20 protein-coding genes and 1 riboswitch are annotated in these 19,226 nt (G+C 59.5%); of the genes, 12 read left to right on the plus strand and 8 right to left on the minus strand.

Annotated features, from left to right (window positions below; translation table 11 throughout):
* Window positions 1-444 precede the first annotated feature (444 nt).
* Both purH and purD read left to right on the plus strand, forming a co-directional pair.
* Window positions 445-2,034, plus strand: coding sequence for a bifunctional phosphoribosylaminoimidazolecarboxamide formyltransferase/IMP cyclohydrolase (gene purH, locus ABLV04_RS07175; protein ID WP_023291607.1), 1,590 nt, complete (start codon window positions 445-447; stop codon window positions 2,032-2,034).
* 15 nt (window positions 2,035-2,049) lie between these two features.
* Window positions 2,050-3,345: a phosphoribosylamine--glycine ligase gene (purD, locus tag ABLV04_RS07180; protein WP_180266437.1), complete on the plus strand. Its 1,296-nt coding sequence runs from the start codon at window positions 2,050-2,052 to the stop codon at window positions 3,343-3,345.
* Here the strand turns inward: purD and zraR are convergent.
* Both zraR and zraS read right to left on the minus strand, forming a co-directional pair.
* Window positions 3,335-4,666 carry a sigma-54-dependent response regulator transcription factor ZraR gene (gene zraR, locus ABLV04_RS07185; protein ID WP_101993178.1) on the minus strand — a complete coding sequence of 444 codons (1,332 nt, stop codon included), beginning with the start codon at window positions 4,664-4,666 and terminating at the stop codon, window positions 3,335-3,337. The genes purD and zraR overlap by 11 nt on opposite strands.
* Window positions 4,653-6,047 (minus strand): two-component system sensor histidine kinase ZraS, encoded by a 1,395-nt coding sequence (zraS, locus tag ABLV04_RS07190; protein WP_147734192.1) that lies wholly within the window; start codon window positions 6,045-6,047, stop codon window positions 4,653-4,655. The genes zraR and zraS overlap by 14 nt, the downstream gene beginning before the upstream one ends.
* Here zraS and ABLV04_RS07195 point away from each other — a divergent pair.
* Complete coding sequence (locus tag ABLV04_RS07195; RefSeq protein ID WP_077271805.1) at window positions 6,037-6,309, plus strand: hypothetical protein; 273 nt, start codon at window positions 6,037-6,039, stop codon at window positions 6,307-6,309. The two genes, zraS and ABLV04_RS07195, sit on opposite strands and share 11 nt — an antisense overlap.
* Window positions 6,306-6,743, plus strand: a complete 438-nt coding sequence (zraP, locus tag ABLV04_RS07200; RefSeq protein WP_147734191.1) for a zinc resistance sensor/chaperone ZraP — start codon at window positions 6,306-6,308, stop codon at window positions 6,741-6,743. Before ABLV04_RS07195 ends, zraP begins: the two co-directional genes overlap by 4 nt.
* A gap of 3 nt (window positions 6,744-6,746) precedes the next feature.
* On the opposite strand, the gene ABLV04_RS07205 is transcribed toward zraP, so the two are convergent.
* From ABLV04_RS07205 to nudC, 6 genes are all read right to left on the minus strand, one after another.
* Window positions 6,747-7,442 (minus strand): DUF1481 domain-containing protein, encoded by a 696-nt coding sequence (locus ABLV04_RS07205; RefSeq protein WP_023319466.1) that lies wholly within the window; start codon window positions 7,440-7,442, stop codon window positions 6,747-6,749.
* Window positions 7,443-7,454: 12 nt separating this feature from the next.
* Window positions 7,455-7,727, minus strand: coding sequence for a nucleoid-associated protein HU-alpha (hupA, locus tag ABLV04_RS07210; protein ID WP_002884342.1), 273 nt, complete (start codon window positions 7,725-7,727; stop codon window positions 7,455-7,457).
* A 186-nt stretch (window positions 7,728-7,913) separates the two neighbouring features.
* Complete coding sequence (locus ABLV04_RS07215; RefSeq protein WP_004206742.1) at window positions 7,914-8,504, minus strand: YjaG family protein; 591 nt, start codon at window positions 8,502-8,504, stop codon at window positions 7,914-7,916.
* A gap of 42 nt (window positions 8,505-8,546) precedes the next feature.
* Entirely contained in the window at window positions 8,547-9,218 is a 672-nt protein-coding gene (gene nfi / locus ABLV04_RS07220) for a deoxyribonuclease V (RefSeq protein WP_023291601.1), read from the minus strand.
* Window positions 9,219-9,230: 12 nt separating this feature from the next.
* Entirely contained in the window at window positions 9,231-10,295 is a 1,065-nt protein-coding gene (hemE, locus tag ABLV04_RS07225; RefSeq protein WP_023291600.1) for a uroporphyrinogen decarboxylase, read from the minus strand.
* Window positions 10,296-10,335: 40 nt separating this feature from the next.
* A complete protein-coding gene (gene nudC, locus ABLV04_RS07230; RefSeq protein WP_023291599.1) occupies window positions 10,336-11,109 on the minus strand; it encodes an NAD(+) diphosphatase in 774 nt (257 codons plus the stop codon).
* Window positions 11,110-11,203: 94 nt separating this feature from the next.
* Between nudC and ABLV04_RS07235 the strand changes: the two genes are divergently transcribed.
* From ABLV04_RS07235 to ABLV04_RS07270, 8 genes are all read left to right on the plus strand, one after another.
* The gene (locus ABLV04_RS07235; protein ID WP_023291598.1) at window positions 11,204-11,701 is read left to right on the plus strand and encodes an Rsd/AlgQ family anti-sigma factor; all 498 of its coding nucleotides are present in this window, start codon (window positions 11,204-11,206) and stop codon (window positions 11,699-11,701) included.
* A 53-nt stretch (window positions 11,702-11,754) separates the two neighbouring features.
* A riboswitch (TPP riboswitch) is annotated at window positions 11,755-11,879 on the plus strand.
* 84 nt (window positions 11,880-11,963) lie between these two features.
* A complete protein-coding gene (gene thiC, locus ABLV04_RS07240) occupies window positions 11,964-13,859 on the plus strand; it encodes a phosphomethylpyrimidine synthase ThiC (protein WP_023291597.1) in 1,896 nt (631 codons plus the stop codon).
* Window positions 13,859-14,494, plus strand: a complete 636-nt coding sequence (thiE, locus tag ABLV04_RS07245) for a thiamine phosphate synthase (protein WP_060592194.1) — start codon at window positions 13,859-13,861, stop codon at window positions 14,492-14,494. Before thiC ends, thiE begins: the two co-directional genes overlap by 1 nt.
* Window positions 14,487-15,242: a thiazole biosynthesis adenylyltransferase ThiF gene (gene thiF, locus ABLV04_RS07250; protein WP_180266436.1), complete on the plus strand. Its 756-nt coding sequence runs from the start codon at window positions 14,487-14,489 to the stop codon at window positions 15,240-15,242. Before thiE ends, thiF begins: the two co-directional genes overlap by 8 nt.
* Window positions 15,226-15,426 carry a sulfur carrier protein ThiS gene (thiS, locus tag ABLV04_RS07255; RefSeq protein ID WP_017901114.1) on the plus strand — a complete coding sequence of 67 codons (201 nt, stop codon included), beginning with the start codon at window positions 15,226-15,228 and terminating at the stop codon, window positions 15,424-15,426. The genes thiF and thiS overlap by 17 nt, the downstream gene beginning before the upstream one ends.
* 1 nt (window position 15,427) lies before the next feature.
* Entirely contained in the window at window positions 15,428-16,198 is a 771-nt protein-coding gene (gene thiG / locus ABLV04_RS07260; RefSeq protein ID WP_004206751.1) for a thiazole synthase, read from the plus strand.
* A complete protein-coding gene (gene thiH / locus ABLV04_RS07265) occupies window positions 16,195-17,328 on the plus strand; it encodes a 2-iminoacetate synthase ThiH (protein WP_180266435.1) in 1,134 nt (377 codons plus the stop codon). The genes thiG and thiH overlap by 4 nt, the downstream gene beginning before the upstream one ends.
* Window positions 17,329-17,644: 316 nt before the next feature.
* Window positions 17,645-19,177: a sensor domain-containing diguanylate cyclase gene (locus ABLV04_RS07270; protein ID WP_017901111.1), complete on the plus strand. Its 1,533-nt coding sequence runs from the start codon at window positions 17,645-17,647 to the stop codon at window positions 19,175-19,177.
* The last annotated feature ends 49 nt before the right edge of the window (window positions 19,178-19,226 follow it).

Raw genomic sequence — 19,226 nt, forward strand, 5'->3', positions numbered from 1 at the left:
TATTACGCTTTCCTCTTTCAGAGTCAACCCGTTTTTCAGGATTTTTCTCTTCAACTGAACCGGCTGTTTGTGTGAAGTGATTCACATCTGCCGTGTCGATGGAGGCGCATTATAGGGAGTTCTCGAGCGCCCGCAATAGAAAAATGGCAGAAAAATGACTGACTGCTGCATTCCCCAGCAAAACCCCGCTTTATACCTCTTTACACACAGAATTATCCACAGGAGAGCGTCAAAACATGACCGAACGCCCCGCGGATCGGCAGCTATATAGAAGAAGAACCATCGGCCTAAAGAGAAAGATAAAAATTCGCGAGCGTTGCGCAAACGTTTTCGTTACAATGCCGCGCTATGACACGGATGCCCGGTTGGGTGCGTTAGGTGAGTTTTTAGGCAAAAACTCACCTAACGCTCTCTGTAATGTTCAAATCCTGGGGATTTAATACCATGCAACAACGTCGTCCAGTCCGCCGCGCTCTGCTCAGTGTTTCTGACAAGGCCGGTATCGTCGAATTCGCGCAGGCGCTTTCCGCTCGTGGTGTCGAGCTGCTGTCCACCGGCGGCACCGCCCGCCTGCTGGCAGATAAAGGCCTGCCGGTAACCGAAGTCTCTGACTACACCGGTTTCCCGGAAATGATGGATGGACGCGTGAAGACCCTGCATCCGAAAGTACACGGCGGCATCCTCGGTCGTCGCGGTCAGGATGATGGCATCATGCAGCAGCACGGTATCGCGCCTATCGATATGGTGGTCGTTAACCTCTATCCGTTTGCCCAAACCGTCGCTCGTGAAGGCTGCTCGCTGGAAGACGCGGTGGAAAACATCGATATCGGCGGCCCAACCATGGTCCGCTCCGCGGCGAAGAACCACAAAGATGTCGCCATCGTGGTGAAGAGCAGCGACTACACCGCCATCATTAATGAAATGGACGCCAACGAAGGCTCCCTGACGCTGGACACCCGCTTCGACCTCGCCATTAAAGCCTTCGAACACACCGCCGCGTACGACAGCATGATCGCCAACTACTTCGGCAGCATGGTTCCGGCCTATCACGGCGAAAGCAAAGAAGCCGCTGGCCGCTTCCCACGCACCCTGAATCTGAACTTCATTAAGAAGCAGGATATGCGCTACGGCGAAAACAGCCACCAGCAGGCTGCCTTCTATATAGAAGAGAATGTCAAAGAAGCTTCCGTGGCAACCGCTACCCAGCTGCAGGGTAAAGCGCTCTCCTATAACAATATTGCCGATACCGATGCGGCGCTGGAGTGCGTGAAAGAGTTCAACGAACCGGCCTGCGTGATCGTTAAGCACGCTAACCCGTGCGGCGTTGCCGTCAGCGACTCGATCCTTGACGCCTACGATCGCGCATACAAAACCGACCCGACCTCCGCGTTCGGCGGCATCATCGCCTTCAACCGCGAGCTGGATGCCGACACCGCGCAGGCGATCATCTCTCGCCAGTTTGTCGAGGTGATCATCGCCCCGTCCGCCAGCGAAGAAGCGCTGAAAATCACTGCCGCGAAGCAGAACGTCCGCGTACTGACCTGCGGTCAGTGGGAAGCGCGCGTTGCCGGTCTCGATTTCAAACGTGTCAACGGCGGCCTGCTGGTTCAGGACCGCGATCTCGGTATGGTCACCGCAGGCGAACTGCGCGTGGTCAGTAAACGTCAGCCGAGCGAGCAAGAGCTGCGCGATGCGCTGTTCTGCTGGAAAGTGGCGAAATTCGTCAAATCCAACGCCATCGTGTATGCCAAAGACAATATGACCATCGGCATAGGCGCCGGCCAGATGAGCCGCGTCTACTCGGCGAAAATTGCCGGGATTAAAGCCGGTGACGAAGGTCTGGAAGTGAAAGGCTCCGCCATGGCCTCCGATGCCTTCTTCCCGTTCCGCGACGGGATTGACGCCGCGGCTGCGGTCGGCATCACCTGCGTTATCCAGCCGGGCGGCTCTATCCGCGACGACGAAGTGATTGCCGCCGCTGACGAACACGGCATCGCCATGATCTTCACCGATATGCGCCACTTCCGCCATTAATTCATGGAGCTGCAGATGAAAGTATTAGTAATCGGCAACGGCGGGCGTGAACACGCCCTGGCCTGGAAAGCGGCCCAATCGCCGCTGGTTGATACCGTCTACGTTGCGCCGGGCAACGCAGGTACCGCGCTGGAGCCGTCGCTGCAAAACGTCGCCATCGGCGTCACCGATATTCCGGCGCTGCTGCGCTTCGCTCAGGATGAAAATATCGACCTGACCATCGTTGGTCCGGAAGCGCCGTTGGTGATTGGCGTGGTCGACGCGTTCCGTGCCGCCGGGCTCCCCATCTTTGGGCCAACCGAAGGCGCGGCGCAGCTGGAAGGCTCGAAAGCCTTCACCAAAGATTTCCTCGCGCGTCATCATATCCCGACGGCGGAATACCAGAACTTCACCGAAGTTGAGCCAGCGCTGGCTTACCTGCGCGAGAAAGGCGCGCCGATCGTCATCAAAGCCGACGGTCTGGCGGCGGGTAAAGGCGTTATCGTGGCGATGACCCTTGAGGAAGCCGAAGCGGCGGTCAAAGACATGCTGGCCGGTAACGCCTTTGGCGACGCCGGACACCGCATCGTCATTGAAGAGTTCCTCGATGGCGAAGAGGCCAGCTTCATTGTGATGGTCGACGGCGAACACGTCCTGCCGATGGCCACCAGCCAGGATCACAAACGCGTCGGCAACGGCGATACCGGCCCGAACACCGGTGGGATGGGCGCTTATTCTCCGGCGCCGGTCGTGACTGATGAAGTCCATCAGCGCACCATGGAGCGTATTATCTGGCCAACCGTGAAGGGCATGGCCGCGGAAGGCAACACCTATACCGGTTTCCTGTATGCCGGTCTGATGATCGACAAGCAGGGCAACCCAAAGGTCATTGAGTTCAACTGCCGCTTTGGCGATCCGGAAACCCAGCCGATCATGCTGCGCATGAAATCTGACCTGGTAGAGCTGTGCCTCGCCGCCTGCGCCGGCAAGCTGGATGAGAAAACCTCCGAGTGGGATGACCGCGCATCGCTGGGGGTAGTGGTTGCCGCCGGCGGCTATCCGGGCAACTACAACACGGGCGATGAGATCCATGGCCTGCCGCAGCAGGAAGCGGCAGACGGTAAAGTCTTCCACGCCGGCACGAAACTGTCTGACGACCAGCGCGTGGTCACCAACGGCGGGCGCGTACTGTGCGTCACCGCCCTGGGCGATACCGTAGCGCAGGCGCAGCAGCGCGCGTATCAGCTGCTGACCGATATTCGCTGGGATGGCAGCTTTAGCCGAAACGATATCGGCTGGCGCGCCATTGAGCGCGAAAAGGCTAACGGCTAAGTTTCGCCAACAGCGTTTTCCGCGTAATGCCTAACTGACGGGCGGCTTCGGTTTTGTTGCCGCCCGTTTTTTCCAGCGCCGCCAGAATCACCTCTTTTTCGACTTCCACTAGCGGCTGAATCAGCCCCTCCTCGCTCCCGCCTGACGGCAGCGGCGTACCCGCAATCGCCAGCGGCAGTTCCCGCCCGGAGATATAGTCCCCGGTCAGTAGCACCACCGCCCGCTCCACCGCGTTTTCCAGCTCGCGAATGTTGCCCGGCCAGGAGTAGTGGATCAGCAGGTCCATCGCCTGTGGCGTGAACCCCTTTACCGCCTTACGATTGCGTTCGGCATAGCGTTTGAGAAAGTGCTGCGCCAGCGGCGGAATATCTTCCCGGCGCCGGCGCAGCGGCGGCATTTCAATAGTCACGACGTTCAGGCGGTAATAGAGATCCTGGCGGAAACGCCCGGCGCTTACCTCTTCCGCGAGGTTGCGGTGGGTGGCGGCGATCAGCCGCACATCAACGGCAAGCGTCTGGTTGCTGCCGACCCGCTGCACCTCCCGCTCCTGAATCGCCCGCAGCAGCCGGACCTGCATCAATGGCGAGATATCGCCAATTTCATCGAGGAACAGCGTGCCGCCATCCGCTTCGACAAAGCGCCCCTCACGTCGCCGATCCGCGCCGGTAAACGCCCCTTTTTCATGGCCGAAGAGTTCCGACTCCAGTAGCGACTCATTCAGCGCCGCGCAGTTGAGCGTCACCAGCGGCTTATCACCGCGCCCGCTGCAGGCGTGGATGGCGCGCGCCACCAGTTCCTTACCGGTTCCCGACTCCCCATAGATCAGCACCGTCGCATCCGAAGGGGCTACCAGCGTAATATTATTAAGAAGCGCCTGCATTGCCGGGCTGTCGCCTATCATGCCCCAACGCGAACTCGCTGCGGCGGGGTGTTCGCCCTCGCTATGCCGGGTGTGTGCCAGCGCCTGGACTAACGTCTGCTGTAACGTGTCAAAATCCAGCGGTTTAATCAGATAATCCAGCGCCCCGGACTTGATGGCCTCCACCGCCGTATCGACGCTGGAGAACGCCGTCATGATCAGCACCGGGATCGCCGGGTTATAGGCTTTAATCTCCTTTAACGTCGCGATACCGTCCATCTCCGCCATGCGAATATCGCACAGCACCAGGTCGAAGACCTGCTGATGGATCAGCTCCAGCGCCCGCAGGCCGTTGTGGGCTAATGCCACCTGATAGCCCCAGCCGCGCAGCAGCGCCTGCAGGATCGTGCAGTGGCTGATGTCATCATCGACAACCAGAATCTGTACCTTATCGCTGCTCATCTTCCCTCCGTTGAGCATCAATCGGTAGCCAAAGCGTAAATATCGCTCCAGCCCCCGGCTGACTTTCGGCGCGGATCGTCCCGCCATGTTGTTCGATAATATTCTGCACCACCGCCAGCCCCAGCCCGGTGCCGTCCGCTTTGGTGGTGAAATAGGGGGTGAAAATGGCCTGCAGCTCTTCGGCAGTCATCCCTTTACCGTTATCTGCGACGACGATTTTCATCCGCTGACGGTCAGCTTCGCTTGCCGATACGCGAATGACGCCGTCACGGCCAATCGCCTGCATCGCGTTCAGGTACAGGTTCAACAGCACCTGGTTCAGGCGGTCGGCATCGGCGTTGATCGTGGAGAGCTCCGGGCGCGGAGTGAATTGCAGCGCGATCCCGCGACTCTGCGCATCCTGGCTGACCAGCTGTAATGAGTGGTGGATAAGCGCGTTGATATCCACCGGCTGATAATTTAAATGCGCGGGCCGGACCAGCTCCAGCAGTTCGCTGACCACCCGGTTCAGGCGGTCGGCCTCTTTGGCCATCACCCGCGCTAACTGATGCGACTCGCCGCCCGGCGGCGTGCGCTCGGCAAAATATTTCGCCAGCCCTTTAATCGACGAGAGTGGATTGCGGATCTCGTGCGCCACGCCCGCCGCCAGATGGCCAAGCGCCACCAGTTTCTCTTTGCGGGCCATCGCCTCCAGCAGTTGTTTTCGCGAGCGGCGATAGCGGCGGAACCAGAACTGGGCGAGGATCGTTGCCGCTGTCACCAGCGCGGCGGCGCCCAGCATGATGACCATATTCCGCTGCCCGCGGGCCTGCGCGGCATCCAGTTCACGGCTATCAAAGGCGATAAAAATCACCTGCGGGACGGTGGCTTGAGCCAGGGCGCTGTCGCCGCGATTCATCATGCCCCTATGGTGGCCGCGGGCCGGATTGAGCGGGCGAAACTGGCGATAGACCTCCATGGCCGGCTGCGGCTCGCTAAGCCGCCGCCAGCGCGCCTGTTCGCCAACCGCCAGCGCACGCATCTGCGCGGGGCGGTAGAGCGTTTGGCCCACCTGCTGCGGATCGCTGTGAGCGATGATGGTGCCATTGTCATCAGTCACCGCGAACCACAGGACGCCCGGCTGCCAGGCCATCTCTTCCAGCAGGGCCTGCAGCTGCGCGTGATGCATCCGCATTCCCAGGCCAACGCGCGTGCCGGATTCCAGCGCGCGGATAAGTACGCTCCCCTTCTCCTCAATAGTGTGTCGGGCGGCGGTCGTCTCACGACCGTAATCGCGGACGATCATCGCGGAGAATAGCACCACCAGCAGCACCACCGTACCGGTCAGCAGCCAGCTCAGCGCGCCAGCGGCAGCGTCCCGGGAAAAAGGTTTGATCTTCATCGGCGAGTCCTTGTCATCTCCTTTTCGCTATCAGCAGGATCTTTCAGCAGAAATCATGCCATGTTTCCGCACGGCCAAACCTGCTCTCAAGCATATCGCCTGCGCTTTAGCGAGTAAAAATGACTCGCCGGTCCCGGGCGGAACGGGTCATTTTTACTCGCTTTCTCTGCCATGGCCTCGGCAGACCTGTTCGGACGGGCTTTTTCAGGCTGGCATGGAAGATGCAATACCGGGAGAAACCACACAGGAGAAAATGCCATGAAACGGAACCGTAACTTACCTCTCGCCCTCGTCACCCTTGCCGCGCTGACCTTCGGCAGCAACGCGGCCTGGGCCAACCACCACTGGGGCAACAATAACGGGATGGGCAACCAGGGCTACAGCCAGCTGCCCCAGGAGCAGCAGGCTACCGCGCAAAAGCTGCATAACGACTACTATGCGCAAACCAGCGCCCTTCGCCAGCAGCTGCAGTCCAAACGCTATGAGTACAATGCGCTGCTCACGGCGCAAAAGCCGGACAGCGGCAAGATTGAAGCCGTCGCTCAGGAGATGGAAGGCTTACGCCAGAAGCTGGATCAGCAGCGGGTGAAATTTGATCTCGCGCTGGCTGAGGCAGGCGTTCCCCGCTGCGCAGGCATGGGATATGGCGGCTGTCGCGGTAGCGGCGGCGGTCATATGGGCATGAATCACTGGTAAAGGTTAGAAGCTTTTTTCCGTCGGCTGCCAGGTGCAGAAGTTTTCATTGGCCACCAGCAGCAGTTGAGAGCCTTCCGGCGCCTCAAGCCAGGCAATGCTCACCGCGGCGGAAGCGTGGCTCTGGCGGCGTTCAATGTGCGCCAGAGCCCGACTATCGAGGTCGGGCGTCACCGTCTGCCCTTCGCAGGTCAGGACGGTATGCGCGGCGGCGTTCCAGCGCCCCTGACGCAGGACGACCCGACCCTGACGGAGGGCGTCGCTGGTCTGGCGGATCTGCTCGGCGCGATAACGGTACAGCGCGACCTGGTCGCTGGAGAGCTGCTGCTTCTGCCCGTCAACTTCCCGCTGCATAAAGCTCAGATCGCCCTGCGCGTCGAAGCGGGCGCGAATATGTTCCGGCGGCTTGCCGTAGACATTGAGTTCAATAAGCGTCAGCTGATCGCCCTGCCAGCGATATTCGCTGGTCGAGGTGTCCCCGTGACGCCACGGGCTGAAGGCGGCGAGAAGATGGACTTCATCGCCAGAATCTTTACGCCAGATACGCATCGCCCCCTGGTTGTCCGCATAACCGCTGGCGGTAAACGGTGGTAGCGACGCGTTATGGCTGCAGGCAGTTAGCAACAGGATGCCCGCCAGCGCCAGAGGCCGGCGCCAGACAGACAAAAGGGGCTTAATAGCCCCTTCGATAAAACTGTTCACTGCCACGCGGTCTTACTTAACTGCGTCTTTCAGTGCTTTGCCAGAAACAAATGCCGGCACGTTAGCTGCAGCGATTTTGATCTCTTTACCGGTCTGCGGGTTGCGGCCAGTACGCTCAGCGCGGTGGTTCACTTTGAAGGTACCGAAACCAACCAGTTGAACAGCATCACCTTCTTTCAGAGACTCAGTAATTGCAGCCAGGGTAGATTCCAGGGCAGCTTTAGCCTGTGCTTTGGACAGGTCAGCTTTGTCCGCAATTACATCAATCAGTTGAGTCTTGTTCATAAGTTATCCTTACAATGTGTTTATCGCTTGCTAAGCATCGAGTGCGACGGAAATGCCAAAAAAGCACCCTCCTGCATACACGCACCGATAGCCACTTTTTTTCGCCCTCCAAATGTAGACCAGACGGGGGGCGGAATGGAAGCCTTCAGACGCTACAATTCAGGCGGTAAATCACGTTTTCTGGTCTCACTGCTGAAAATTTATACCAATATTGCTCTCGCCGGCCTCACGCAGGTCCGCGCGCAGGCCTTTTATCAGCTCAAGGTCACGCTCTTCGCAGTCGGCCAGCAGGCGGAAAATTTCCCACTGAATGTCCCATTCCTGCTCTACCGCCGGGTTCGCTTTCAGCTCTTCGTCGGTCATTTCGCGGCCTTCCTGGGTCATTTCCAGCATCGCCACGGTGGTGATGGAGGTTTTGCTCACCTCGATCGCGTGCTCGAGCGTTTCGCCGCTCAGACGGGAATGGATCAGTTCGCTCAACGCCACGCAGGCGTCTATGGCCGGATAAACACCGTACAGGTCGAAATCATCTGCCGCCGGGATCGCCTCTTCCAGTTTCTCCAGCTGACTGTCGAAATTCACCTTCGCATCTTTGACCGTCAGCGTTTCCCAGATCAGATCCAGGATACGACGGTACAGCTGGCCGTCGCCAAACTCGGTTTGCTTGCAGAACATCGCGTAGTTGGGGTACATACGCTCGCACAGGCAGGCCATAAAAGTGACATGCTGCCAGCTTTCCAGCTTCTCCAGGCGCAGGTGAATCGGGTTTTGTAACATGATGAATTCTCGAAGTCAGAAATTAGGCGCAGTGTACCTGAATCAGCTGTGATTTGCTTGCCAACGCACAAATGACGGACGACGGGACGCCACCGCATCAGCCCAGCGCGTCGGCTCGGGCAGACGATAGCCTCGCATGCAGCGTTCGACCCACATTAAGGCGCTGTCCATGCCCACCCGGTGGCCGGTGCTAATAAACAGCGGGTTGCAGCGGACTTTACTGCGCCAGACCCAGGCCAGTTGTTCATTTTTATCCATCAGCGGGGCCAGCGCGCCGGGGGCATCACCCAGTTCGCCGATTTTTCCACACAGCCGTTTTTTCGCCACCCCGATGGTCGGCACGTCGATCATCAGGCCAAAATGGCTGGCGACGCCCAGCCGCCGCGGATGGGAAATACCGTGTCCGTCAACAAACAACAGGTCCGGTTTTTGCGAAAGCTGCTCCCACGCCGCCAGCAGCGCAGGCGTTTCGCGAAACGAGAGAAAGCCGGGAATATAGGGCATGGAGGTGGCGACGCGCGCCACCTGATACTCCACCAGCTCCAGTTCAGGCCAGGTCAGCAGCACCATCGCAGCTCGGGTGACTTCCCCTTCCTGCTCAAACCCGACATCCGCACCGCCGATCAATACTGGCGGGTCGCGATCCAGTCGATCCGCCCGCTCTACCGACGCGGCTAACTGTTGCTGTTGGATACGGAGTGCGGCTAAATCCATATGGCTGATCTCCTACTGGTGATAGGGTGCGGAAAGACGATGCACCGCTTCAACAAAGACGCCCGCATGCTCAGGGTCAACGTCCTGATGGATGCCGTGGCCGAGGTTAAAGACGTGGCCTTCCCCCTGACCAAAGCCGGCGAGGATGGTCGCGACTTCTTCTTCAATACGCGCGGCGGGCGCATAGAGCATGGACGGATCCATGTTGCCCTGCAGCGCGACTTTGTTGCCCACGCGACGACGGGCATCGGCAATATCGGTGGTCCAGTCGAGACCCAGCGCGTCACAGCCGGTCTCCGCCATCGCTTCCAGCCACTGACCGCCGCCTTTGGTGAACAGCGTCACCGGCACGCGGCGGCCTTCGTTTTCCCGCAGCAGGCCATCGACGATTTTATGCATGTAGTAGAGGGAGAACTGCTGGTAGTCGCGGCCGGTCAGCACCCCGCCCCAGGTGTCAAAAATCATCACCGACTGCGCGCCGGCTTTGATCTGCGCGTTGAGATACAGGGTGACGCTCTTCGCCAGCTTATCCAGCAGCGCGTGCAGCGCCTGCGGGTCGGCGTACATCATCTTTTTGATGACGGTGAAAGCCTTGCTGCTGCCGCCTTCCACCATGTAGGTCGCCAGCGTCCATGGGCTACCGGAAAAACCGATCAGCGGCACTTCGCCTTTCAGTTCGCGGCGAATGGTGCGCACGGCATTCATCACGTAGCCCAGTTCCTGCTCGGGATCCGGGACTGGCAGCTTGTCGACGTCGGCTTTGCTTTTCACCGGCGAGGTGAAGCGCGGGCCTTCGCCTGCCTCAAAGTACAGCCCCAGCCCCATGGCGTCCGGGATGGTCAGGATGTCCGAAAAGAGGATCGCCGCGTCCAGCGGGTAACGACGCAGCGGCTGGAGCGTCACTTCGCAGGCCAGCTCGGCATTTTTACACAGCGACATAAAGTCGCCCGCTTGCGCACGGGTGGCTTTGTACTCCGGTAAATAGCGGCCCGCCTGGCGCATCATCCACACCGGGGTGACATCAACCGGCTGACGCAGCAGCGCGCGCAGGTAACGATCGTTCTTCAGTTCGGTCATTTTTACATTCCTTTAGCGTTGATACGCCCAGTGTAACATGTCACTCGAACTCTGCCCGACACATCGCGACGGTATCTTCGATAAGCCGGCGCGCCACCGTCCCCGGCGGCGGCAGAAGCGGCAGATCGTCATAGCGGTACCAGTCCGCGCTGAGTAACTCTTTTTTATCCACCACGATATCGCCCTCCGCGTAATCCGCCATAAAGGCAGTCATCAGCGACTGCGGGAACGGCCACGGTTGAGAAGTCACGTAGCGCAGATTTTTCACCCGGATACCGCTCTCCTCCATCACCTCACGGGCAACGGCCTGCTCAAGGGTTTCGCCGACCTCGACGAACCCGGCCAGCACGGTGTGTACCCCATTGCGATGTCGGGTATGTTGCGCCAGCAGGATCGCATCGTCGCGACGGATAGCGACGATAATGCACGGGGCAATTTGCGGGTAGTAACGTTCACGACAGTGGCTGCACAGCATCGCCCATTCGCTTTTACTGGCATGCATCGGGTGACCGCAGTAGCCGCAAAATTTATGCGATCGATAAAATTCGGCGAGCTGGATCCCCCGTCCCGCCAGCTGAAAGAGTCCCGGATCCTGATCCAGCACCTGGCGTAACGATCCCATGTCATGGCGACGATCCTGGCGCACCATCCACACCGGATCGCCCTGCCATTCGCCGATATGCAGCGCATGCTGGCCGACAAGATCGAAATTAACCGCTTCGCCATGTGGTAATTCTCCACCTGGCAACCATAATTTTTGTTCGTGACTGACAACCCACCAGCCGCGATCTAATTTTTCAATAATACGATCCATATCTATTGCACTACCTTTGCTTCACTGGCATGTTGTTAACATTATATTTACATTTTTGGTGAGCAGATTTAAATCAAAACTAGCGGAGTCAATCATGCTAAACCAGCTGGAAAATCTGACGGAGCGCGTTGGCGGTAGTAATGAACTGGTCGATCGCTGGCTACAAGTGCGTAAGCATCTGCTCGTGGCTTACTACAATCTGGTTGGCCTGAAACCGGGCAAAGAGTCGTTTATGCGGCTAAACGAAAAGGCGCTGGATGACTTTTGCCAAAGTCTGGTGGATTACCTCTCGTCCGGTCATTTTAGTATTTATGAACGCATTATTGGCGAAATGGAAGGCGATACCCCACTTTTAGCCGCCACCCGGCTTTACCCGCAGCTGGAAGCCAATACCCAGCAGATGATGGACTACTACGATACCTGCCTCGAAAACGCCATTGATCATGATAACTACCTTGAATTTCAGCAGGCGCTGTCGGATATCGGCGAGTCGCTGGAAGCGCGTTTCGCCCTGGAAGATAAACTGATCGCCCTCGCCGTCGCCCATCATCTGAACGATGAGGTGCGCGATAATATTGCCCCGACCGCTTGAGTTGTGCGCAATTAACGAGTAGTTTACCTTCATTCCCCCTCTCCGGAGGGGATGTCATCTTGTCGGAGTGCTTATTTTCCATGTGAAGGCTAACGTGGAAAAGGCTGAGACCGTTAATTCGGGATCCGCGGAACCTGATCAGGCTAATACCTGCGAAGGGAACAAGAGTAAACTGCTGTTCGCGTCAGTCCGTCAGGGCCGATCGCATCTGTTACTCCATCCGTCGTCTGACAAGCCATGTCCTTTTCATCTGGAATGCGCTATGTCTACTACCAAACTGACCCGTCGTGAGCTACGCGAGCACGCGCAGCGATTTATCGATACGCTGGAAGGCGCTGCTTTCCCTAATTCGCGACGTATCTACATTCAAGGTTCACAAGCGGATATCCGCGTCCCAATGCGTGAAATCCAGCTCAGCCCAACCCTCGTCGGCGGCGATAACGATAACCCACAGTACGAAGCCAACGAACCGATCCCGGTGTATGACACCTCCGGACCTTATGGCGACCCGGATATTGGCATTAATGTCCGCCAGGGGCTTGCCAGGCTGCGCCAGCCGTGGATCGACGCGCGCAATGACTGTGCCCCGCTCAGCGAACGCAGCTCGGCCTATACCAAAGCGCGGCTGGCCGATGACGGCCTTGATGAGCTGCGCTTCAATAGCCAGCTGAAGCCAAAACGCGCCGTTGCCGGCAAATGTGTTACCCAACTGCACTACGCCCGCCAGGGGATCGTCACCCCGGAGATGGAGTTCATCGCCATTCGCGAAAACATGGGCCGCGAACGTATTCGCAGCGAAGTTCTGCGCCAGCAGCATGCCGGCGAAGGCTTCGGCGCCCGCCTGCCGGAAAACATTACCCCTGAGTTCGTCCGTGATGAAGTGGCCGCCGGGCGCGCCATCATCCCGGCCAATATCAACCACCCGGAGTCTGAGCCGATGATTATCGGCCGCAACTTCCTGGTAAAAGTGAATGCTAATATCGGCAACTCGGCGGTGACCTCCTCCATCGAAGAAGAGGTCGAGAAGCTGGTCTGGTCCACCCGCTGGGGCGCCGATACGGTGATGGATCTCTCCACCGGCCGCTATATCCACGAAACCCGCGAGTGGATCCTGCGTAACAGTCCGGTACCGATCGGCACCGTACCGATTTACCAGGCGCTGGAGAAAGTCAACGGCATCGCCGAGAATCTCACCTGGGAAGCCTTCCGCGATACCCTGCTGGAACAGGCCGAACAGGGCGTCGACTACTTCACCATTCACGCCGGCGTACTGCTGCGCTACGTCCCGATGACCGCGAAGCGTCTGACCGGCATCGTTTCGCGCGGCGGCTCAATCATGGCCAAATGGTGCCTGTCGCACCATCAGGAAAACTTTCTCTACCAGCATTTCCGCGAAATCTGCGAAATCTGCGCCGCCTATGACGTGTCGCTGTCGCTGGGCGATGGCCTGCGCCCCGGCTCCATTCAGGATGCCAACGACGAAGCGCAGTTCTCCGAGCTGCGCACCCTCGGCGAGCTGACGAAAATCGCCTGGGAGTATGACGTGCAGGTGATGATCGAGGGCCCCGGCCACGTGCCGATGCAGATGATCCGCCGCAATATGACCGAGGAGCTGGAGCACTGCCACGAAGCGCCGTTCTACACCCTCGGGCCGCTCACCACCGACATTGCGCCGGGCTACGACCATTTCACCTCCGGCATCGGCGCGGCGATGATCGGCTGGTTCGGCTGCGCCATGCTGTGCTATGTCACGCCAAAAGAGCATCTCGGCCTGCCCAACAAAGAGGATGTGAAGCAGGGGTTGATTACCTACAAAATCGCCGCCCACGCCGCCGACCTGGCGAAAGGTCACCCCGGGGCGCAGATCCGCGATAACGCCATGTCGAAGGCGCGCTTTGAATTCCGCTGGGAAGACCAGTTTAACCTCGCGCTGGATCCGTTTACCGCCCGGGCCTATCACGATGAAACCCTGCCGCAGGAATCCGGCAAAGTTGCCCACTTCTGCTCCATGTGCGGTCCGAAATTCTGCTCAATGAAGATCACTCAGGAAGTCCGCGACTACGCCGCCAGACAGGCCATCGACGCCGGCATGGCCGATATGTCGCATCACTTCCGCGCCCGCGGCGGCGAAATCTACCTGAAACAGGAGGAAGTCTGATGTATCAGCCTGATTTTCCACCCGTCCCGTTTCGTCTCGGACTCTACCCGGTAGTGGACAGCGTGGCGTGGATTGAGCGCCTGCTCGAAGCCGGCGTGCGTACTATTCAGCTGCGCATCAAAGACCGACGCGACAGCGAGGTGGAGGATGACGTCATCGCCGCCATCGCCCTTGGCCGCCGCTATCACGCCCGGCTGTTCATTAACGATTACTGGCGACTGGCGATCAAGCACCAGGCCTACGGCGTGCATCTCGGACAAGAAGATCTGGAAACCACCGATCTGAGCGCCATCCGCCAAGCCGGGCTACGTCTGGGCGTCTCCACCCATGACGATATGGAGATTGATGTCGCCCTGGCGGCGCGCCCCTCTTACATCGCCCTGGGTCACGTCTTCCCGACGCAAACCAAACAGATGCCCTCCGCGCCGCAGGGGCTCGAGCAGCTTGCCAGACATATCCAACGCCTGGCGGATTACCCCACCGTGGCGATCGGCGGAATTAGCCTTGAAAAGGCCCCGGCGGTGCTGGCGACCGGCGTCGGCAGCATCGCAGTGGTCAGCGCCATCACCCAGGCGGCGGACTGGCGGGCAGCGACCGACCAGCTGCTGGCGCTGGCGGGAGCGGGCGATGAATGATCACGACTTTATGCGCTATAGCCGTCAGCTGCTGCTGGAGGATATCGCCATCGAGGGGCAGCAGAAGCTGTTAGCCAGCCAGGTGCTGATTATCGGCCTTGGCGGGCTGGGCTCCCCGGCGGCGCTCTATCTGGCCGGGGCTGGCGTCGGGACGCTGACCCTGGCCGATGACGACGCCGTGCATCTCAGCAATCTGCAGCGGCAGATCCTGTTCACCAGCGCGGATATCGATCGGCCAAAAGCCGCGGCGGCAAAGACGCGGCTCAGCCAGCTAAATCCGCAGATCAAACTGGTTGCGCTCCAGCAGCGGTTAAGCGGCGAGGCGCTGCGCGCCGAGGTGGCGAAAGCGGACGTGGTGCTGGACTGTACCGATAACATGGTCACCCGCCAGGCGATCAATGCCGCCTGCGTGGCCCTCGACATCCCGTTAGTGACCGCCAGCGCCGTCGGCTTCGGCGGTCAGCTGATGGTGCTCACCCCCCCCTGGACGCAGGGCTGCTATCGCTGCCTGTGGCCGGATAGCGACGAACCGCAGCGCAACTGCCGCACCGCGGGGATCGTCGGCCCGGTGGTCGGCATGATGGGCACGCTGCAGGCGCTGGAGGCCATTAAGCTGCTCAGCGGCATGACGACGCCGCGCAACACTCTGCGGCTGTTCGACGCCCGCACCAGCAACTGGCGTAACCTGGCGCTACAGCGTTCCCGGGGCTGCCCGATTTGCGGAGGGCGGCATGCAGATCTGGTTTAACGACGAGCCGCTGGCGTGCGCCGACCATCTCAGCGTCAGCGCCCTGCTGACCCAGCTCGAACAGCTGCAGCCGGGCGTCGCGCTGGCGCTCAATCAACACATTCTGCCGCGCGACCGGTGGGAAGATCATCTCTTGCAGGAAGGCGATCGAGTCCTGCTTTTTCAGGTTATCGCTGGAGGCTGACATGTTACGTATTGCAGACAAAACATTTGAATCCCATCTTTTCACCGGTACCGGCAAATTCGCCGCCCCGGAGGTGATGGTTGAGGCGATTCGCGCCTCGGGCAGCCAGCTGGTCACCCTGGCGATGAAGCGCGTCGATTTACGTCAGCACAATGACGCCATCCTCGCTCCGCTGCTGGCGGCGGGAGTCAGCCTGCTGCCGAATACCTCGGGCGCCAAGACAGCGGAAGAGGCGGTGTTTGCCGCCCGCCTGGCGCGGGAAGCCTTGGGCACCCACTGGCTGAAACTGGAGATCCACCCGGACGCCCGCTGGCTGCTGCCCGACCCGATTGAAACCCTGAAAGCGGCGGAGCTGCTGGTCCGCGAAGGGTTCGTGGTGCTGCCCTACTGCGGCGCCGACCCGGTGCTGTGTAAACGGCTGGAAGAGGCTGGCTGCGCGGCGGTGATGCCCCTGGGCGCGCCGATCGGCTCCAATCAGGGGCTGGAAACCAAAGCCATGCTGGAGATTATTATCGAGCAGGCGACGGTGCCAGTGGTGGTCGACGCCGGCATCGGCGTCCCAAGCCATGCGGCGCAGGCGCTGGAAATGGGCGCGGACGCGGTGCTGGTCAATACCGCTATTGCCGTCGCCGACGATCCCGTGGCCATGGCCCACGCTTTCCGTATGGCGGTCGAGGCCGGCTTGCTGGCCCGTCAGGCCGGACCGGGGGCGCGCAGCGCGCAGGCGCAGGCCACCAGCCCGCTCACCGGATTCCTGGAGGCGCTGGCATGAAAACCTTCAGCGATCGCTGGCGGCAGCTGGAGTGGGACGACATCCGCCTGCGCATCAACGGTAAAACCGCCGCCGATGTCGAACGGGCGCTGGCGGCCAAACAGCTGACCCGCGACGACATGATGGCCCTGCTTTCGCCGGCGGCGGCCGGGTATCTTGAACCTCTGGCCCAGCGCGCGCAGCGGCTTACCCGTCAGCGCTTCGGCAATACCGTCAGCTTCTACGTGCCGCTGTATCTCTCCAACCTGTGCGCCAACGACTGCACCTACTGCGGCTTCTCGATGAGCAACCGCATTAAGCGCAAGACGCTGGATGCTGCCGAGATTGCCCGCGAGTGCGCCGCGATCCGCGACCTGGGCTTTGAGCATCTGCTGCTGGTGACCGGTGAGCATCAGGGCAAGGTGGGAATGGATTATTTCCGCCAGCACCTGCCGGCAATCCGCAGCCAGTTTGCCTCGCTGCATATGGAGGTGCAGCCGCTGGCGACCGACGAGTATGCCGAGCTGAAAACCCTGGGGCTCGACGGGGTGATGGTCTATCAGGAGACCTATCACGAAAGCATGTACGCCCAGCATCACCTGAAAGGGAAAAAGCAGGATTTCTTCTGGCGGCTGGATACGCCGGATCGCCTGGGCGAGGCGGGGATCGATAAGATCGGCCTTGGCGCGCTGATCGGCCTTTCCGACAGCTGGCGGGTGGACTGCTTTATGGTCGCTGAGCACCTGCTGTGGCTGCAGCAACGCTACTGGCGCAGCCGCTATTCGGTCTCCTTCCCGCGTCTGCGTCCCTGCGCCGGCGGCATTGAACCGGCCTCGCTAATGGATGAGCGTCAGCTGGTGCAGACCATCTGCGCCTTCCGCCTGCTGGCGCCGGAGGTTGAGCTGTCGCTATCCACCCGCGAATCCCCCTGGTTCCGCGACCGGGTGATCCCGCTGGCGATCAATAACGTCAGCGCCTTCTCCAAAACCCAGCCCGGGGGTTACGCCGACGACAATCCGGAGCTTGAGCAGTTCGCGCCGCACGATGACCGTCGGCCTGAAGAAGTCGCCAGCGCGCTGGCTGCCCGCGGCCTGCAGCCGGTGTGGAAAGACTGGGACAGCTGGCTGGGACGCGCCTCGCAAACCTCATGATGTACAGTGTAAGCGCCTGATATTTTTGCGCGCCTGCACGAGAGATGAAAAACGGAGGCTGGCCCGCCAGGCGCCCTTTTTCTATTCTGCCCGGGTCAGCAGCGGACGCTGACCAGGGCGAACCTTTTCTTCCTCATTTTCGCCCTGCCTCTCCGCGCTGATCGAGGGCCTGTACATTGTCGCCGAATATAAATCACGATACATGAAGGCCTCAGAGTTATAATTGAGCAATAGTTAACTGATTCGATCGGCAGGCGTCGCAGTCGCAACCTGCGTTCGGACCCATGGTTTATACATCCGGGACGATTAACGATTCATGGCTCTACACAATAGAAAGCTCTCTTTCACGACGCCGATCGTCGTGGGGTTTGCCGGCATCTTGCTCAGTTTTATGCTGATCGCTATTTTTGTCACCCTGGCGCAGCGAAAAGATTTTCTTGAAGATTATCACGACATTAACCGCAACTTTACCCACAACCTGGCGATCAACTACACGGAAACCCTGCTGCGGGAAAATGATTTTATCCTTGGGCGCGCGGTCGCCTTCTTTGCCCGCAATGACGAACTGAATCGCGCAGTCAATGTGGAACCGGAGAAAGGGTTAACGACGCTGATGCAGTTACAGAACATGATGCCGAGCGTCTCATCCATCTCGCTGGCGGATACCGAGGGCCACTATCTGCGCGCCCCGGAGGTGCTGGAAAATGAAGACAGTCAGGCTTTCGATCCCAGAACGCGGCCCTGGTTTATCAAACAGGCGGAAGCCAGCACCTTCAGCCACTACACCAGCCCATATATGGATTTTTTTACCCACCATCCGACGATTACCATTTTCAAACCCATCATCACCCCGGAGGGGAAACTCAAGGGCAGCCTGGCCTTTCATCTCGATCTCACCTCCATGGGGTTCGCGCTGCGCCAGATGGTGGCCCCCGTACAGGGCGAGTTTTTTGTGGTGCAGCGTGATGGCAAAGTGGTCCTGCACTCCGACCCTGGCGCGCTGTTTAAACCCTTCGTCAGTAATGAGCTGATGGATAAAATGACCAGCGGCGAGGGGCAGCTTTACGATCCCGGGAGCGACACCTGGTATTACTATTACTCCTTTACCAATCCCGACTGGTTTGTGATTTTCCGTGTCGATAACACTACCCTGGTTAATCTGACGCGCCATGAAACCAATTTAGTGATCGGCGGTTTCGCCCTCGCGGCGATCATCATCATCCTGTTCGGCCTTTATCTGCGTCATGCCTCCCGCACCGTGCTGATGAATATCATCAATGCGATTAAAACCGGCGACGTCAAACGCGCCCCACGCCTCGAGGCGATGCTGAGTAAAGCCATTGAAACTAATAAGCAGCGCGAACTGACCTACGTCCGCCAGGCGACCATTGACGCGCTCACCGGCTGCAAGAACCGCCGCGCCTTCGACAGCGATATTGCCGCGCTGATGAACGATCATCAGCCGTTCGCCCTCGCGCTGGTCGATATCGATAACTTTAAATCGATCAACGACACCTGGGGTCACCTCAACGGCGATATCGTTCTGCGTAACGTCGCCCGCGAAGGGCTGCAGGTCCTCCAGCCGCTGGAGATATCCCTCTATCGCTATGGTGGTGAAGAGTTCGCGGTGGTCTTTCCTGCCGAACATATTGATAACGCCCGCACGCTGCTGGAAACATGGCGGGTAAACGTCGAACGGCGCACCTGGCGCGAAGATGGCCTGACGGTCACCTTCAGCGCCGGGCTGGGGGAATGGAACATGGAGCCGCTGGATAAACTGGTGGTGAGCGTCGATGAAGCGCTGTACAAAGCCAAACAGCAGGGTAAAAACCGTATCCTGCGCGCCTAGGACTTTAGCGCCGCAACCGCCCACTTCGGTGGGCTTTTTTATTTTTTCC

This window comes from Klebsiella sp. JN_Kp127 (genome assembly GCF_040062505.1).
In the GTDB taxonomy this organism is placed as follows: Bacteria; Pseudomonadota; Gammaproteobacteria; order Enterobacterales; family Enterobacteriaceae; genus Klebsiella; species Klebsiella quasipneumoniae.

What these genes read in the sequence shown, in the direction of transcription:
- purH (WP_023291607.1), top strand. Translation starts at nt 445, where the DNA reads ATGCAACAACGTCGTCCAGTCCGCCGCGCTCTGCTCAGTGTTTCTGAC.
- purD (WP_180266437.1), top strand. Translation starts at nt 2,050, where the DNA reads ATGAAAGTATTAGTAATCGGCAACGGCGGGCGTGAACACGCCCTGGCC.
- zraR (WP_101993178.1), bottom strand. Translation starts at nt 4,666, where the DNA reads ATGAGCAGCGATAAGGTACAGATTCTGGTTGTCGATGATGACATCAGC.
- zraS (WP_147734192.1), bottom strand. Translation starts at nt 6,047, where the DNA reads ATGAAGATCAAACCTTTTTCCCGGGACGCTGCCGCTGGCGCGCTGAGC.
- zraP (WP_147734191.1), top strand. Translation starts at nt 6,306, where the DNA reads ATGAAACGGAACCGTAACTTACCTCTCGCCCTCGTCACCCTTGCCGCG.
- hupA (WP_002884342.1), bottom strand. Translation starts at nt 7,727, where the DNA reads ATGAACAAGACTCAACTGATTGATGTAATTGCGGACAAAGCTGACCTG.
- ABLV04_RS07215 (WP_004206742.1), bottom strand. Translation starts at nt 8,504, where the DNA reads ATGTTACAAAACCCGATTCACCTGCGCCTGGAGAAGCTGGAAAGCTGG.
- nfi (WP_023291601.1), bottom strand. Translation starts at nt 9,218, where the DNA reads ATGGATTTAGCCGCACTCCGTATCCAACAGCAACAGTTAGCCGCGTCG.
- hemE (WP_023291600.1), bottom strand. Translation starts at nt 10,295, where the DNA reads ATGACCGAACTGAAGAACGATCGTTACCTGCGCGCGCTGCTGCGTCAG.
- nudC (WP_023291599.1), bottom strand. Translation starts at nt 11,109, where the DNA reads ATGGATCGTATTATTGAAAAATTAGATCGCGGCTGGTGGGTTGTCAGT.
- ABLV04_RS07235 (WP_023291598.1), top strand. Translation starts at nt 11,204, where the DNA reads ATGCTAAACCAGCTGGAAAATCTGACGGAGCGCGTTGGCGGTAGTAAT.
- thiC (WP_023291597.1), top strand. Translation starts at nt 11,964, where the DNA reads ATGTCTACTACCAAACTGACCCGTCGTGAGCTACGCGAGCACGCGCAG.
- thiE (WP_060592194.1), top strand. Translation starts at nt 13,859, where the DNA reads ATGTATCAGCCTGATTTTCCACCCGTCCCGTTTCGTCTCGGACTCTAC.
- thiF (WP_180266436.1), top strand. Translation starts at nt 14,487, where the DNA reads ATGAATGATCACGACTTTATGCGCTATAGCCGTCAGCTGCTGCTGGAG.
- thiS (WP_017901114.1), top strand. Translation starts at nt 15,226, where the DNA reads ATGCAGATCTGGTTTAACGACGAGCCGCTGGCGTGCGCCGACCATCTC.
- thiG (WP_004206751.1), top strand. Translation starts at nt 15,428, where the DNA reads ATGTTACGTATTGCAGACAAAACATTTGAATCCCATCTTTTCACCGGT.
- thiH (WP_180266435.1), top strand. Translation starts at nt 16,195, where the DNA reads ATGAAAACCTTCAGCGATCGCTGGCGGCAGCTGGAGTGGGACGACATC.
- ABLV04_RS07270 (WP_017901111.1), top strand. Translation starts at nt 17,645, where the DNA reads ATGGCTCTACACAATAGAAAGCTCTCTTTCACGACGCCGATCGTCGTG.